Origin of the sequence: Stenotrophomonas sp. LMG 10879 (assembly GCF_002750935.1) — a bacterium.
Classification (GTDB): Bacteria; Pseudomonadota; Gammaproteobacteria; order Xanthomonadales; family Xanthomonadaceae; genus Stenotrophomonas; species Stenotrophomonas lactitubi_B.
The window spans coordinates 232,542-246,679 of record NZ_PEJT01000006.1; the positions used below are offsets into that span (position 1 = coordinate 232,542).

At 66.2% G+C, this 14,138-nt stretch carries 15 protein-coding genes and 4 tRNA genes; 7 read left to right on the top strand and 12 right to left on the bottom strand.

What is annotated here, in order from left to right; genetic code table 11:
* Positions 1–162 precede the first annotated feature (162 nt).
* The 10 genes from CR919_RS11475 to CR919_RS11520 form a co-directional block, all read right to left on the bottom strand.
* Positions 163–239: transfer RNA gene (locus CR919_RS11475), tRNA-Arg, on the bottom strand.
* A gap of 32 nt (positions 240–271) precedes the next feature.
* Positions 272–348, bottom strand: a tRNA-Arg gene (locus CR919_RS11480).
* 69 nt (positions 349–417) lie between these two features.
* Positions 418–494 (bottom strand) — tRNA-Arg (locus CR919_RS11485).
* On the bottom strand, positions 485–1,411 hold the full coding sequence (locus tag CR919_RS11490) for an alpha/beta fold hydrolase (protein WP_099820124.1): 927 nt from the start codon (positions 1,409–1,411) through the stop codon (positions 485–487). The genes CR919_RS11485 and CR919_RS11490 overlap by 10 nt, the downstream gene beginning before the upstream one ends.
* A complete protein-coding gene (gene thiD, locus CR919_RS11495) occupies positions 1,408–2,217 on the bottom strand; it encodes a bifunctional hydroxymethylpyrimidine kinase/phosphomethylpyrimidine kinase (protein WP_099820125.1) in 810 nt (269 codons plus the stop codon). Before thiD ends, CR919_RS11490 begins: the two co-directional genes overlap by 4 nt.
* Before the next feature lie 311 nt (positions 2,218–2,528).
* The gene (locus tag CR919_RS11500) at positions 2,529–3,197 is read right to left on the bottom strand and encodes a YoaK family protein (RefSeq protein WP_099820126.1); all 669 of its coding nucleotides are present in this window, start codon (positions 3,195–3,197) and stop codon (positions 2,529–2,531) included.
* 9 nt (positions 3,198–3,206) lie between these two features.
* A complete protein-coding gene (locus CR919_RS11505; protein WP_207761033.1) occupies positions 3,207–3,680 on the bottom strand; it encodes a hypothetical protein in 474 nt (157 codons plus the stop codon).
* A gap of 29 nt (positions 3,681–3,709) precedes the next feature.
* Positions 3,710–5,110 (bottom strand): PhoH family protein, encoded by a 1,401-nt coding sequence (locus CR919_RS11510; RefSeq protein WP_099820128.1) that lies wholly within the window; start codon positions 5,108–5,110, stop codon positions 3,710–3,712.
* A gap of 84 nt (positions 5,111–5,194) precedes the next feature.
* Complete coding sequence (locus CR919_RS11515) at positions 5,195–5,674, bottom strand: peroxiredoxin (protein ID WP_099820129.1); 480 nt, start codon at positions 5,672–5,674, stop codon at positions 5,195–5,197.
* 92 nt (positions 5,675–5,766) lie between these two features.
* The gene (locus CR919_RS11520) at positions 5,767–6,327 is read right to left on the bottom strand and encodes a glycine cleavage system protein R (RefSeq protein ID WP_025879444.1); all 561 of its coding nucleotides are present in this window, start codon (positions 6,325–6,327) and stop codon (positions 5,767–5,769) included.
* Between the two features lie 164 nt (positions 6,328–6,491).
* On the opposite strand from CR919_RS11520, the gene dapA reads away from it, so the two are divergent.
* Together dapA and CR919_RS11530 are read left to right on the top strand one after the other, a co-directional pair.
* Positions 6,492–7,385: a 4-hydroxy-tetrahydrodipicolinate synthase gene (dapA, locus tag CR919_RS11525; protein WP_089240321.1), complete on the top strand. Its 894-nt coding sequence runs from the start codon at positions 6,492–6,494 to the stop codon at positions 7,383–7,385.
* Between the two features lie 32 nt (positions 7,386–7,417).
* Positions 7,418–7,933 carry a hypothetical protein gene (locus CR919_RS11530; protein WP_099820130.1) on the top strand — a complete coding sequence of 172 codons (516 nt, stop codon included), beginning with the start codon at positions 7,418–7,420 and terminating at the stop codon, positions 7,931–7,933.
* A 129-nt stretch (positions 7,934–8,062) separates the two neighbouring features.
* On the opposite strand, the gene fdxA is transcribed toward CR919_RS11530, so the two are convergent.
* Positions 8,063–8,386 (bottom strand): ferredoxin FdxA, encoded by a 324-nt coding sequence (fdxA, locus tag CR919_RS11535; RefSeq protein WP_049411316.1) that lies wholly within the window; start codon positions 8,384–8,386, stop codon positions 8,063–8,065.
* A gap of 186 nt (positions 8,387–8,572) precedes the next feature.
* On the opposite strand from fdxA, the gene CR919_RS11540 reads away from it, so the two are divergent.
* Positions 8,573–9,997 (top strand): sugar porter family MFS transporter, encoded by a 1,425-nt coding sequence (locus tag CR919_RS11540; RefSeq protein ID WP_099820131.1) that lies wholly within the window; start codon positions 8,573–8,575, stop codon positions 9,995–9,997.
* 450 nt (positions 9,998–10,447) lie between these two features.
* Here the strand turns inward: CR919_RS11540 and CR919_RS11545 are convergent.
* Positions 10,448–10,522, bottom strand: a tRNA-Glu gene (locus CR919_RS11545).
* A 49-nt stretch (positions 10,523–10,571) separates the two neighbouring features.
* Here CR919_RS11545 and pcnB point away from each other — a divergent pair.
* The 4 genes from pcnB to panC are packed head-to-tail and all read left to right on the top strand — an operon-like array spanning position 10,572 to position 14,126.
* Complete coding sequence (gene pcnB, locus CR919_RS11550) at positions 10,572–11,951, top strand: polynucleotide adenylyltransferase PcnB (RefSeq protein WP_099820132.1); 1,380 nt, start codon at positions 10,572–10,574, stop codon at positions 11,949–11,951.
* Positions 11,952–11,954: 3 nt separating this feature from the next.
* Entirely contained in the window at positions 11,955–12,440 is a 486-nt protein-coding gene (gene folK, locus CR919_RS11555; RefSeq protein WP_099820133.1) for a 2-amino-4-hydroxy-6-hydroxymethyldihydropteridine diphosphokinase, read from the top strand.
* A 34-nt stretch (positions 12,441–12,474) separates the two neighbouring features.
* On the top strand, positions 12,475–13,290 hold the full coding sequence (panB, locus tag CR919_RS11560) for a 3-methyl-2-oxobutanoate hydroxymethyltransferase (RefSeq protein ID WP_099820134.1): 816 nt from the start codon (positions 12,475–12,477) through the stop codon (positions 13,288–13,290).
* Positions 13,287–14,126, top strand: a complete 840-nt coding sequence (panC, locus tag CR919_RS11565; RefSeq protein ID WP_099820135.1) for a pantoate--beta-alanine ligase — start codon at positions 13,287–13,289, stop codon at positions 14,124–14,126. Before panB ends, panC begins: the two co-directional genes overlap by 4 nt.
* The last annotated feature ends 12 nt before the right edge of the window (positions 14,127–14,138 follow it).

Consider the following 14,138-nt stretch of genomic DNA (forward strand, 5'->3'; position numbering starts at 1 on the left):
CCCATGGATGGGTTTACGGCGTGTCCTGCCTACCCATGCCGCCCCGCCACCCACGGAATGCCTGCTTCTGCTGTTGCTGTTGCCTCTGCGGGTGCAGGGTGCAACCCTGCCGAAAAACACACAAAAAAAAACAGCAGGCCGAGGCCTGCTGTTTCGGTGTAATGGTGCGCCCGGAGAGATTCGAACTCCCGACCGCCTGGTTCGTAGCCAGGTACTCTATCCAACTGAGCTACGGGCGCCAATTACATAAACTTGTTGTGTTGATCGTGTGTGGTGCGCCCGGAGAGATTCGAACTCCCGACCGCCTGGTTCGTAGCCAGGTACTCTATCCAACTGAGCTACGGGCGCGCGGTACACAATCAACTTACTTCTCTATTTTACTGCACTTCCAGCGGCGGATGCTGAAGGTCTGTCGAGTGGTGCGCCCGGAGAGATTCGAACTCCCGACCGCCTGGTTCGTAGCCAGGTACTCTATCCAACTGAGCTACGGGCGCCCTGCGACAGGAGCGGAATTATGCGGATGTCGGCGCGAGTCGTCAACGCTTTTGTGAAAATTTTCACCCAACTGAATGAAAAACGCCTCTGCGACAGCCTCCGGGTGTTTCATCCACGCAAAGTGGTCGGCTCGCGTACCCAGCTCCTGCGCAGAAAGCACGCGCAGCTGTGAGGCGACATTCGGCAGTTTCGCCAGCAGCGCCTGCATCGATCCGATAGGCGCCAGCCAATCGTTTTCCATCAGCACCGCCTGCGCACTGCCATGCACACGCGTCATCTGGGCGTCCAGATCCTCGTCCATGCCCACAGCCGCGTAGTGATTGTTCAGCCCTACGCGCGCCCAGTCGGCGATCAATCCACGTGCTTCGGTACCGCCGAAGCCCAGCCGGCGCCCGTGCAGCACGCCCTGACGTCGCGCGATCCATGGCAGGAAGCGATAGATCAGGGGCAGCAGCCAGCCACGTGGTGACGGGAACGTACGCCAGAACGGGGTGCCGCTGGCGGCCAGCCACAATCGATCGAACGCCTGCGGCTGGCGCCCGGCGTGTACGCAGGCCAGCTGGCCGCCCAGGCTGTGACCACCAATGATCCATGGCAGCACGTCCTGCGCGTTGTCGTCAGCGGCTAGCAGCGCCTGACTGGCCGGCAGGTCGTGGTCGAGGATCTGTTTGTAGCCCCAATCCTGGGTGCGTGACGGGCGCAGCGAACTGCTGCCATTGCCGCGCCATTCGTGCAGGTAGACCGCCACGCCCCGGGCGGACAGTGCCTGCGCCAGCGGCAGGTAATGGCGTGCGGCCACGCCCAGCGCTGGCAGCCACAACAACCGCGCCAGCGGCTGTGCAGGTACGCAGGCGATGACCTCGTAATGGTGGCCATCGCCGCTGTCCACGGCGAGTGCGCGTGGCGAATCGCTCATGCGTGTGGTGCCGCGCCGAAGTGGTCGAGTACCAGCACCTCGCTGCGGCCGGGCGCGTAGCCCTGCTGCAAGCCGCGCGCTACGTAGTCGATGCCGGCTTCGCAGGCATTGGCCAGGCTCAGCCCGTTGCACAGCTGCGCGGCGATGGCCGAGGCCAGCGTGCAGCCTGTGCCGTGCGCATCCAAGGGCAGGCGGGCATGGATGAACTCTTCGCTGCTGACGCCATCGAAGTAACGGTCGACCACGCGGTTGCCCTCATGCAGGTGGCCGCCCTTCAGCAGTACCGCACCGGCACCCAGATCAAGGAGTGAGGCGGCGGCCTGCTCTGCGTCGTTGCCATTGGCGATGCTGCGGCCCACCAGCAGCTCCGCTTCCGGTGCATTGGGGGTGACCAGGTTGGCCAGTGGCAGCAGCCGTTCGCGCATTGCCTGCAGCGCGCTGTCCTCCAGCAGGCGGGCGCCGCTGGTGGCGACCATCACCGGGTCCAGCACCACGTGCGGTGGTCGATGGCGTTCCAGTGCATCGGCCACGGCGTGGATCACCTCGGCGTTGGCCAGCATGCCCAGCTTCACTGCGTGGATATCGAAGTCGTCGAAGCAGGCCTCGATCTGCGCACGCAGGAAGTCGACCGGCGGCACGTGCACGGCGCTGACGCCGCGGGTGTTCTGCGCGGTCAGTGCGGCGATCACCGACAGGCCATGCACGCGATGCGCGGCGAAGGCTTTCAGGTCGGCCTGGATGCCGGCGCCGCCGCCGGAATCGGAGCCGGCGATGGTCAGGGCGGAAACGGGGGTGGTCGGGCTCATGCGGTGATTGTGCCGTGCTGCCCAGTGTGGGGGTAGTGCCGGCCGGGTTGCACCCGGCACCCGCAGAAGCAACAGCAACACCCGGAGCAACGGCGGCATCTCGTGGGATGCGGGGCGGTGTGGGCCTGCAGGACACGCCGTAAACCCGTCCATGGGGGCTCGATGGCGCCATCCATGGCGCCAACGGTCCTGCAGCCCCACACCGTCCCGCCTCTGACGGCTTCCTGCAGTAGATCCACGCCATGCGTGGAGATCGCGGAAATGATCGGAGGGACAACGTAGATCCACGCCATGCGTGGATGACGCCATGCTCAGCGCCGCCAGCGTGCCCACTGCTGGTAGAGCACATAGCCCAGGCCGGTCAGTCCGGTCAGCAGGGCAGGGGCGAGCAGGGCGTCGTACTGCCAGCGCACGAACAGCCAGGCGCCGATGACGCCGCCTGCGAGAAAGCCGCTGATGATCAGGCCGCTCAGGGTCAGGCGCCGTACCTGCAGCGGCAGTCCGCGCAGCAGGTGGCCGAGGCCGATGCCGAGATCGGTGAACATGCCGCTGAGATGGGTGGTGCGTACGACGGCGCCACTGAACGTGGTGGCCATCGCATTCTGCAGTCCGCAGGCCATCGCGGCTGCCAGTGCGCCCCATATCTGATGCTGCTTGAACAGCGGAATGGCCACCAGCAGCAACAGTGATTCCAGCGCCAGCGCGACGCCGTAGCGGCGGCCCAGCTGCAGTGCGCTGTCCTGGATCAGCAGCCCGCTGACCATCGCGCCCAGTGAGAACGCGATCAGCAGACCCCACAGGTGGCCGACCGCGCGCCAATCCCCCTGCGCCAGCGCCATGCCGAGTTGGCTGGTGCTGCCGGTCATGTGGCTGACCGCCTGGTGTTCGAAACCCAGGAAGCCGACCACATTGACCATGCCGGCCACGCACGACAGCGCGACCGCGCCGATCCAGACCCAGGTGGGCAGGCGGATTCCCATGGCGGGCCCTCAGGGCCCGCCGAAGCCGCCGTTGAACTGCAGCTCGTTGAAGGTGCCGCTGGCCGGATCGAAGACCGCGCCCCAGAACTGCGCGCCACCATCGCAGACCCGCACCGCTTCGCGGGCGGGTCGCAGACGGTTGTCTTCAGGCAGATGGAACGCGTTGATGTAGATCACCCGCTTTCCGTCCAGCTCGATGCCGACGTACTGGCGATCGAAATCCATGACGTGCGGCACCTGCGTTTCCAGCGTTGCGAGCTTCGCTTCCAGCTGGTCCACCTGCTGCCGGCTCGGTGCCCAGTAGCCGCTGACCCGCCCGGCCTCGCGGCCGGGGCTGGGGCGCGAGCAGGTATCGAGCACCTGTGCGGCGATGATCGGGCGGGTGACCACCCAGGATTGGCCACTGCGTTCGGTGGTCGGCACGCTGGCCGGTCCCTGCGTGGTCGCGCAGGCAGCGAGCAGCGTGGTGATGGCGATCGCCATCGAGGGCAGCAGCAGACGGGTGCAACGGTTCACAACACCTCCGACGCGTAATCGGCCAGACGCGAACGTTCACCGCGACGCAGCGTGATGTGTGCGCTGTGCGGCCAGTTCTTGAAGCGGTCCACCGCATAGGTCAGGCCCGACGTGGTTTCGGTCAGGTACGGGGTGTCGATCTGTTCGACGTTGCCCAGGCAGACGATCTTGGTGCCGGGGCCGGCACGGGTGATCAACGTCTTCATCTGCTTGGGCGTCAGGTTCTGCGCCTCGTCCAGGATCAGGTAACGCGACAGGAACGTACGGCCGCGCATGAAGTTCATCGAACGGATCTTGATACGGCTGGCGAGCAGGTCGTTGGTGGCCTGGCGGCCCCAGGTGCCGCCTTCCTGGTTGTGCGTCAGCACTTCCAGGTTGTCGGTCAACGCGCCCATCCACGGCGTCATCTTCTCTTCCTCGGTGCCGGGCAGGAAGCCGATGTCCTCGCCGACGCTGACCGTGGCGCGGGTCATGATGATCTCGCGGTAGCGCTGCTGGTCCATCGTCTGCGCCAGGCCGGCGGCCAGCGCCAGCAGGGTCTTGCCGGTGCCGGCGGTGCCGAGCAGGGTGACGAAGTCGATTTCCGGGTCCATCAGTGCGTTGAGCGCGAAGTTCTGTTCGCGGTTGCGCGCGCTGATGCCCCACACGGCGTGGCTGCCATGGCGGAAGTCATCGACCAGCGACAGCACCACCTTGCCATCGCCGACGATCTTGCTGACACGCAGTTCGACTTCATCTTCGCCCGGCAGGTAGACGTACTGGTTCGGGTACCACTCCTCACCCTCCTGGGCGAGGACTTCGTAATGGGTGCGGCCCTTGTCGCTCCAGCTGCGCAGATCCTCGCCGTGGCGCTTCCAGAAGTCTTCCGGCAGCTCGGTGGCGCCGGTGTAGAGCAGGCTGAAATCGTCCAGCGCACGGTCGTTCTCGTAGTCTTCCGAAACGATGCCGGCGATGGCCGCCTTGATCCGCAGGTTGATGTCCTTGGAGACGAACACCACCGGGATTTCAGGCGTTTCTTCCTTCAGCGCCAGGATCGCGCCGAGGATGGCGTTGTCCGGGATGACCTTGCCAAAGCTCTTGCCCGCGTCGAAATGACTGGTCTGGAAGCGCAGCTTGCCCACGCTCTGTTTGCCGCGCAGCTGCAGGCCCTGCGGCCGCTGCAGCGGAATGCCCTCGGCCAGGTTGTCCAGGCCCGAAGCCTGCACCAGCTCGTTGAGGAAGCGGCTGACCTGGCGCGCATTGCGGCTCGCTTCGGTCGTGCCCTTCTTGCCGTTGTCCAGCTCCTCGATCACCTGCATGGGCAGGTAGACATCGTGCTCCTCGAATTTGAACAGCGCGGTGGGATCGTGCATCAGCACGTTGGTATCCAGCACGTAGATGCGCTTGCCTCGGGTCATCATCGGTTCCTGGTTACGGACAGGGAAAAACCACCACGACCTGCTGCAGGGCAGGGTGGTGGCGGACAAAGTGGGCGATGGGACTCACTTGGACGGATGGGCCTTCAGTTCGGCAAGCACGGCGTCGGCATGGCCGGCGACCTTGACCTTGCGCCATGACTGCACGATGCGGCTGTCGGGGGAAATCAGGAAGGTGCTGCGCTCGATGCCACGTACCTGCTTGCCGTACATGTTCTTCATCTTGATGACGTCGAAGGCGGTGCACAGCGCTTCGTCGGCATCACTGACCAGCGGGAACGCGAAGCCCTGCTTGGCACAGAAGTTGTCGTGGGACTTCACCGAGTCGCGGGAGACGCCAAGCACGACCGCACCCGCCTTCCTGAAGTCGGGCAGCAGTGCGTTGAAGTCGATGCCCTCGGTGGTGCAGCCCGGGGTGCTGTCCTTGGGGTAGAAGTACAGCACCAGCCACTGGCCGGCGTAATCGCCGAGGGTGGCGTGGGCGCCGCCGGACAGCGCCAGCGGCAGGGAGAGGGTGGTGCTGTCCAGGGTATCGCCGTTGTTCATGAGGTCCTTCTGTCGAGCCTGGGTTCTTTCTACGACAATTGCATGAAACGCCACGCGCCCGTGAGGAGCGCGCGAAAAATTCAGGGTTTCAATCAGAACTTCATCGGGTCCATGATCGCGTCCAGGTTCAAGTGGTCGCAGAACTCGAGGAAATCGTCGCGCAGGGCAGCGATGTGCATGTTGGCCGGCACACCGATGGTGACCTGTGCGCTGAACATCTCCGCACCGGTCTGCATGGCGCGGTAGCGCGTGCTCTGCAGGGTCTCGATGGTGATGCCCTGGCGATCGAAGAAATCGGCCAGCTGGAACAGGATGCCCGGCTTGTCGGCAGCGATCACCTCGACGATGTACGGCAGCAGGTTGGACTGCGCCTGCTTGGCTTCGGTGCGATACCAGACCAGCTTGAGGCCTTCCTCGCGTTCGAGCCGGGTCAGCATCGCTTCCAGCTTGGCGACCGAATCCCAGGAGCCGGTGGCCAGTGCGGTCACCGAGACATCACGGCCCACGGTGGCCAGACGTGCATCCACCAGATTGCACCCGCTGTCGGCGATGCGGCGGGTGACGGACAACAGGGGGGACTCCGGATGCGTCGTATAGGCGTTGATCAGGAGGTGGTTTTCGCTCGGCGCTGGGCGCGGGGTGGTGTCGGTCAAGGCGATTCCGGGTAATGCATGCGTTAGTCTGAATGCCCGCCAGAGGCGGGGATCCACCGGTGTCCAGCATACTTGCCCGTGCTTTCGCGCCGCAAGTAACATTCAGATCGCCCCCGGCCTTTCGTGGCGGGCGTTTTCCCTCCCCAGCCAAGAGCAGCACGTCCTTGTCCCTTTCCGGCCTCATCACCGCGCTGGCGACCCCCTTCCGGGCCGACGGTGCACTCGACCCCGACGGTTGGCAGCGCCTGCTGCACCTGCAGCTGGAGGGCGGCGTCCAAGGCGTTGTCGTTGCCGGCTCCACCGGCGAGGCAGCCACCCTGTCCGATGCGGAGTACGACCAGCTGCTGGCCAGCGCGGTCGAGCGCATCGCCGGCCGCGTTCCGGTCCTGGCCGGCACCGGCCTGTCCGGCACCGCCAAGACCATCGAGCAGACCCGCCGCGCCGCCGCGCTCGGTGCCACCCACGCTCTCGTGGTCACACCGCCGTACGTGCGGCCGACCCAGGCCGGCCTGATCGCGCATTACCGCGCGGTCGCTGACCAGGCCGGATTGCCGGTGGTGCTGTACAACGTGCCCGGCCGTACCGGTTGCGACATGCTGCCGGAGACCGTGGCCGAGCTCGCCAGCCATCCGAACATCGTCGGCATCAAGGAAGCGGTGGGTGATACCGGCCGCGTGCGCGCGTTGCTGGACCTGCGCAGCGCGACCTTCGCCGTGCTCACCGGTGATGACGGCACTGCCGCGCGTTCGATCCAGGCCGGCATGGACGGCCTGATCTCGGTCGGCTCCAACGTGCTGCCCGGCGCCTACCGCCGGATGTGCGACCTGGCCGCTGCCCGCGACCATGAAGCCGTCGAATCCTGGGATGCGCGCCTGCAGCCGTTCCATGACTTCTGCGGTATCGAATCCAACCCGATTCCGGTCAAGGCGCTGTTGCGTCGGATCGGCATCGGTCACGATCTGCGCCTGCCGCTGCTCCCGCTTTCGGCAGCACACACGCCTGCCGCCGACCATCTCGCCGGCGATATCGCCGCCCTCGAAGCCCTTTCCAGCCACTGACCTTCCGTCTTGGTCTGATCCAGGAGATTCACATGCGCCAATCCGTTTCCGCCGTCCGCGTGCTGTCCTGCGCCCTGCTTGCTGTAGCTGTCGCCGCCGGCACCACCGGTTGTTTCAAGCGTGGCGTCAAGGGTGACTATGCCCTGGCCCCGGAAGTGCGTCCGCTGGAAGTGCCGCCGGACCTGAACCTGCCGGCAGGCGCCGGCAACAACCAGGTGCCGACCCTGAGCTCGGCGACCAAGCCGGCCACGCCGGCCGCCGCCGCTCCGGCGGTCAGCGCCACCGGCTTCACTGTTGCCGGCAGCAAGGATGAAGCCTTCGCCAAGGTCGGTACCGCGCTGGAAGGCGTGGAAGGCCTGACCATCGCTACCCGCGCGCAGCTGCTGGGCTCGTACGACGTGGCCTACGAAGGCAGCAACTTCCTGGTCCGCGTGGTCGCCGTCGACGCCGGTGCCTACATCTCCGCGGTCGACCCGCGTGGCCTGCCGGCCACCGCCGCAGCGCCGGTGAAGCTGATTGCCGCGCTGAAGGCGAAGCTGGCCCCGTAATGGCCGGTAGCGCCGGGCCATGCCCGGCGAGCGCGCAGCGCGGTCCAAGGTTCCGCCGGGCATGGCCCGGCGCTACCGGAAGCAAAAAAGGGCGCCCATGGCGCCCTTTTTTCTGCCGTTGGTGGCGCCTCAGCGCTCCAGCAGCTTCAGCTTGTCCGGCTTGCCATCCCACTCACCGGCGTCGGCCGGCGGGTCCTTGCGCACGGTCAGTACCGGCCACGCCTTCGCCAGCTCGGCGTTGAGGGCGACGAAACCTTCCTGGCCCGCGGGCACATCGTCTTCCGGGAAGATCGCGTTGACCGGGCACTCGGGTTCGCAGAGGGTGCAGTCAATGCACTCGTCCGGGTCGATCACCAGGAAGTTCGGGCCTTCGTGGAAGCAATCCACGGGGCACACTTCCACGCAATCGGTGTGTTTGCACTTGATGCAGTTTTCGGTGACGACAAAGGGCATGGGTAGGGGGCGAATCGCTTTCTGAACCTGCCAATTCTAGAACAGGTTGGCCCCCGGTGTCGGTTGCCGTGTGAAAGTGGGGCAGATTGGCGCACCTAATGCCCATTTGGCGGCATGCCCGCCCTGTGCGACGCTGCCAAGGCCGCCGGCCCGCTTCGGTCGGCCCCCTTCCTTGCAGGATCCTTCATGTCGCCAGTCCAGCCCGGTGCCGCCTCCAATGGCGGTGAGAACACGGCCTTCATCGTCCTGATCAGTTGCGCCGCCACTCTTGGTGGTTTCCTGTTCGGTTTCGACAGTGGCGTCATCAATGGCACCGTCGACGGTCTGCGCCAGGCCTTCAACTCCAGCGAGGCCGCGCTCGGCTTCGAGGTGGCCTCGATGCTGCTGGGGTGCGCGATCGGCGCGTTCGCAGCCGGCTGGCTGGGTGATCGGCTGGGACGTCGTGGCGTGCTGATCGTGGCGGCCGTGATGTTTCTGGTGTCGGCGCTGGGCGCCGGCGCTGCACATGCGTCCTGGCTGTTCGTCTGCGCGCGCGTGCTCGGTGGATTCGCCGTCGGTGCGGCCAGCGTGATGTCGCCGGCCTACATCGCCGAAGTCGCGTCGGCGCGCTATCGCGGCCGGCTGGCGACGGTGCAGCAGATGGCGATCATCTGCGGCCTGTTCGCGGCGTTCCTCAGCAACTATCTTCTGGCCCGGGCCGCGGGTGCCTCGACCGAGCCGCTCTGGCTGGGGCAGGAGGCGTGGCGCTGGATGTTCTGGATGCAGGCGTTGCCGTCGCTGCTGTTCCTGCTGCTGTTGCTGGTGATCCCGGAGAGCCCGCGTTTCCTGGTGATGAAGGGCCGGCAGGCGCAGGCGAGGGCGGTGCTTGGCCGGTTGTACGGTGAACGCGCCGCGGTGAACAAGCAGGCCGAGATCGAAGCGAGCCTGGCCCAGGACCAGCACAAGCCGCGATTCGGTGACCTGCTCAGCAAGGCCACCGGCAAGCTGCGTCCCATCGTCTGGGTCGGCATCGGCCTGGCGATGTTCCAGCAGCTGGTCGGCATCAATGTGGTGTTCTACTACGGCGCCGTGCTGTGGCAGGCGGTGGGTTTCTCGGAAAGCGATGCGCTGCTGATCAACGTATTGTCCGGTGCGCTGAGCATCGGCGCCTGCCTGCTGACGGTGCTGCTGATCGATCGCATCGGCCGCAGGCCGCTGCTGTGGGTCGGTTCGGTCGGCATGTCGGTGGCGCTGCTGCTGATGGTGGTCGCCTTCGCCAGTGGCGGCCTGGCCGATGGTCGCCTGCAGCTGTCCGACGGCATGGGCCGGCTGGCGCTGGTGGCGGCCAACGTCTACGTGGTGTTCTTCAACATGTCCTGGGGCCCGGTGATGTGGGTCATGTTGGGCGAGATGTTCCCGAACCAGATCCGCGGCCCGGCGTTGGCTGTGGCTGGTGCGGCGCAGTGGACGTCGAATTTCGCGATCACCGTGACCTTCCCGATGCTGCTGGCCGGCATCGGCCTGGCCGGTGCGTACGGCATCTACACCGTTGCCGCGATCCTCTCGATCATCTTCGTCATCCGCTACGTGCGCGAGACCAAGGGCAAGGAACTGGAGCAGATGGAAGGCTGACGTGTGCCTGGCTTCGGTTGCATTTCGTCGGCGCCTGATTGTCGTCGATAGCGAAGGCGGGGCAGCCCAAGCCGGGACACGCCGTAAACCCATCCCTGGGGGCTCGATGGCGCCATCCATGGCGCCAACGGTCCCGGCTCGGGCTGCCCCGCCTTCGCGCCCGGCCATACGGCTTCGGCGGATGCTTCAAAGCCTGGTGCCGAGTCTGTTGCGGCCGCCGTCGCGGGAAATTGTCAGGAGGGGGCGGGCCACCCTTTCCTGGACCGTTGGCGCCAAGGATGGCGCCATCGAGCACCATGGATGGGCTTTGGCGTGTCCAGGAAAGGGTGGCCCGCCCCCTCCCGCGCAGGAACAGGGAGGCGCCAAAGCGACCACGCCGGTTGGAATCGAGCATCCGGAAAACAGAAAAGCCCGCACAAGGCGGGCTTTTTCGGTTCCTGCTGCGGCGACTGGTGCTCCCTAGGGGACTCGAACCCCTGTTTTAGCCTTGAGAGGGCCACGTCCTAACCACTAGACGAAGGGAGCAGTGTGTCGCTGCCGGTGCAGGAGCGCTAGTATATGCACCTCGATGCCATTGGGCAATCCCGAAACTTCAACCGGAAGCGCCAACATCATTTCCTCTGCTACATCACCGTTCAGCCTGCGCGTCATCCCGCGCGACCAGCACACGATCTCCCGCAAGGACATCAGCCCGAACGCTTTGCGCGTGCTTTATCGACTGCGCGATGCCGGCTTCGGCGCCTACCTTGTCGGCGGCGCGGTGCGCGATCTGCTGGTCAATGGCCAACCCAAGGATTTCGACGTGGCCACCGATGCCACGCCCGAACAGGTCAAGCAGTTGTTCCGCAACTGCCGCCTGATCGGCCGCCGTTTCCGCCTGGCCCATGTTGTGTTCGGCCGCGAGATCATCGAAGTCGCCACGTTCCGTGCCAACATCGATGACGGCAGCGGCGACCGCGAGATGGAAAACGGCATGCTCGTGCGCGACAACGTGTACGGCAGCATCGAAGACGACGCCATCCGCCGCGACTTCACCTGCAATGCCCTGTACTACGCCATCGAGGACTTCTCGGTGCGTGACTACACCGGCGGCTTCGAAGACGTGCAGGCACGCCTGATGAAGCTGATCGGCGACCCGGTGCAGCGCTACCAGGAAGATCCGGTGCGCATGCTGCGTGCGGTCCGTCTGGCGGCCAAGCTCGGCTTCCAGATCGAAGAGGGCACCGCCGCACCGATCCCGCAGCTGGCCGGCCTGCTCAACGAAGCCGCACCGGCGCGCCTGTTCGAGGAAGTCCTCAAGCTGTTCCTGTCCGGGCACGGCGTGGCCAGCTTCGAAGGGCTGGAACGCTATGGCCTGTTCGACGTGCTGTTCCCGGAAAGCGCCAAGGCGCTGAAGTCGAACCGCACCGGTGCGCTGCGCCGCATGCTGGTCGAGGGCCTGGCCAACACCGATGCACGCGTGGCCAATGACGAGCCCGTGTCGCCGGCGTTCCTGTTCGCGCTGTTGCTGTGGCCGGCCTATTGCCGCGCGCAGGCAACCCTGCTCAAGCAGGGCGTGGCACCGGAAGAGGCGCAGCGCCGTGCCGCCGACCGCGTCACTGTGCAGCAGTTGAGCACTATCGCATTGCCGCGCCGTTTCTCGCTGCCGATGCAGGAGATCTGGCTGCTGCAGGCGCGCTTCAGTTCGCGTCAGCGCAAGCGCGTGATGCGCACGCTCAGCCACCCCCGTTTCCGTGCCGCCTTCGATTTCCTGGCCCTGCGCCAGGTGGCATCGGCAGAGCACGAAGCCGACGTCGCGTTCTGGCGCGAAGCGCAGGCGCAGTCCGGGCATGAGCTGGATTCGTCGCTGGATTCGCTGCACAGCGAAGCCGGCGATGAGGAGGCTGGGGCACCGCGCAAGCGTCGTCGCCGTCGTCGTCGTCCTGATGGCGCCGCTGCCGGTGCCGCCGAGTAATCGATGACCGCTGCCTGGATCGGGCTGGGCGCCAATCTTGGCGACGCAGCCCACACCGTCCGCGCGGCCGTCGCCGCGCTGGGCGAACTGCCCGGAACCCGTCTGACGCTGGCGTCGCGGTTGTACGCGACGCCGGCATGGGGCAACGAGGACCAGCCGCCCTTCGTCAACGCAGTGGCCTCGGTCGACACCGATCTGTCCGCTGTCGCGCTGCTGCAGGCCATGCTCGCGCTGGAGCAGCGCTTCGGCCGCGTACGCGACCCTGCCGTGCACTGGGGGCCGCGTGCGCTGGATCTGGACCTGCTGCTGTTCGGCGAGCAGGTGCTGGACCTCCCCGAGCTGAAAGTGCCGCATCCCTATCTGCATGAGCGTGCGTTCGTGTTGGTGCCGTTGGCCGAAATCGCCGCCGATCTGGCCATTCCCGGCCATGGCCGCGTGCGGGATGCAGTGATGCGGGTGGATGCCTGCGGGATCGCGCCGTTAGGGTGATAATGCCCGGGTTATCTCCCCCGGTTATCAGCACATGAGCACCCACGCAGACAGCAAGCCCTGGACCGTTCCCGCCCTGGCCGAGGCCAAGCGCAATGGCCAGAAGCTGGTCATGTTGACCGCCTACGACGCAGGCTTCGCGCGCACCTTCGATGCCAATGGCGTCGACCTGATCCTGATCGGCGATTCGCTGGGCATGGTCGTGCAGGGTCACGATTCGACCCTGCCGGTGACCGTGGCCGACATGGTCTACCACACCCGCGCGGTCGCCCGCGTGCTGCAGCGTGCGCTGCTGATCGCCGACCTGCCGTTCGGTGCCGATGCCACCCCGGAACGCGCGCTGGATGCTTCGCTGCAGCTGCTGCAGGCAGGCGCGGAGATGGTCAAGATCGAAGGTGCCGGCTTCAAGGTCGACATCATCCGTTACCTGGTCGAGCGCGAGATCCCGGTCTGCTCGCACCTGGGCCTGACCCCGCAGTCGGTGCTGCGCCTGGGTGGCTTCAAGATCCAGGGCCGTGGCGATGCCGCGCGCCAGCTGGTGGAAGACGCCAAGGCCGTTGCCGAGGCGGGCGCCAGCATCATGGTGCTCGAATGCGTGCCGACGCCGGTTGCCGCTGCCGTTACCGCTGCCGTTCCCGTGCCGACCGTCGGCATCGGTGCCGGTCCGCAGTGCGATGGCCAGGTGCTGGTGCTGCACGACTTCCTCGGCCTGGACAGCGGCCATCGCCGTCCGAAGTTCGTCAAGGACTTCCTGGCCGAAGGCGGCTCGGTGGCCGGCGCCACCCGCGCCTACGCCGATGCCGTGCGCGATGGCAGCTTCCCCGACGAAGAGCACGCGTACGCCCAATGATCCAGACCTTCAACGAACTCGGTGCACTGCGCGCGCAGATCGCGCAGTGGAAGGGCGAGGGCCTGCGCGTGGCGCTGGTGCCGACCATGGGCAACCTGCATGGCGGGCACCACGCGCTGATCACCCTGGCAAAGCAGTACGCCGACAAGGTGGTGGCCAGCATCTTCGTCAACCCGACGCAGTTCGGGCCGAACGAGGATTTCAGCCGCTATCCGCGCACCCCCGAAGCCGATGTGGCTGGGCTGGAGCAGGTGGGCTGCGATGCGGTGTGGCTGCCCAGCGTCGAAGCGATGTACCCGCTGGGCGTGGACAAGACCACGCAGATGCATGCGCCCGGTGTCAGTGAAGTGCTGGAAGGCGCCAGCCGCCCGGGCCATTTCGATGGCGTCTGCACGGTGGTGGCACGGCTGTTCCTGCAGGTGCAGCCGGACGTGGCCGTGTTCGGTCGCAAGGACTACCAGCAGCTGGCAGTCATCAAGCAGATGGTGGCCGAGCTGTCGTTCCCGATCCAGATCGTCGGTGCCGAGATCGTGCGCGATGACGATGGCCTGGCCAAGAGCTCGCGCAACCAGTACCTCAGCGCCGAGCAGCGCCCGTTGGCGACCACCCTTCATCGCACCCTGCTGGGCATGCGCGAAGGCTACGTGGCCGGGCAGACGCGCACGCAGATCGAGGCCGAAGCCACGGCTGCGCTGCAGGCGGCCGGCTTCCAGGTGGATTACGCGGTGCTGCGCACCCCGGAGTTGGCCGAACCGACCTTTGATGGCGGTGGCCGCGTGGCCCTGATCGCCGCCCGCCTGGGCACCACCCGGTTGATCGACAACCTGGAGTTCTGAGCCGCATGCGGC

Bases quoted from the DNA above. Each gene is read 5' to 3' on its own strand.
- CR919_RS11490 (WP_099820124.1), bottom strand. From the start codon at position 1,411: ATGAGCGATTCGCCACGCGCACTCGCCGTGGACAGCGGCGATGGCCAC.
- thiD (WP_099820125.1), bottom strand. From the start codon at position 2,217: ATGAGCCCGACCACCCCCGTTTCCGCCCTGACCATCGCCGGCTCCGAT.
- CR919_RS11500 (WP_099820126.1), bottom strand. From the start codon at position 3,197: ATGGGAATCCGCCTGCCCACCTGGGTCTGGATCGGCGCGGTCGCGCTG.
- CR919_RS11505 (WP_207761033.1), bottom strand. From the start codon at position 3,680: ATGGCGATCGCCATCACCACGCTGCTCGCTGCCTGCGCGACCACGCAG.
- CR919_RS11510 (WP_099820128.1), bottom strand. From the start codon at position 5,110: ATGACCCGAGGCAAGCGCATCTACGTGCTGGATACCAACGTGCTGATG.
- CR919_RS11515 (WP_099820129.1), bottom strand. From the start codon at position 5,674: ATGAACAACGGCGATACCCTGGACAGCACCACCCTCTCCCTGCCGCTG.
- CR919_RS11530 (WP_099820130.1), top strand. From the start codon at position 7,418: ATGCGCCAATCCGTTTCCGCCGTCCGCGTGCTGTCCTGCGCCCTGCTT.
- fdxA (WP_049411316.1), bottom strand. From the start codon at position 8,386: ATGCCCTTTGTCGTCACCGAAAACTGCATCAAGTGCAAACACACCGAT.
- CR919_RS11540 (WP_099820131.1), top strand. From the start codon at position 8,573: ATGTCGCCAGTCCAGCCCGGTGCCGCCTCCAATGGCGGTGAGAACACG.
- folK (WP_099820133.1), top strand. From the start codon at position 11,955: ATGACCGCTGCCTGGATCGGGCTGGGCGCCAATCTTGGCGACGCAGCC.
- panB (WP_099820134.1), top strand. From the start codon at position 12,475: ATGAGCACCCACGCAGACAGCAAGCCCTGGACCGTTCCCGCCCTGGCC.
- panC (WP_099820135.1), top strand. From the start codon at position 13,287: ATGATCCAGACCTTCAACGAACTCGGTGCACTGCGCGCGCAGATCGCG.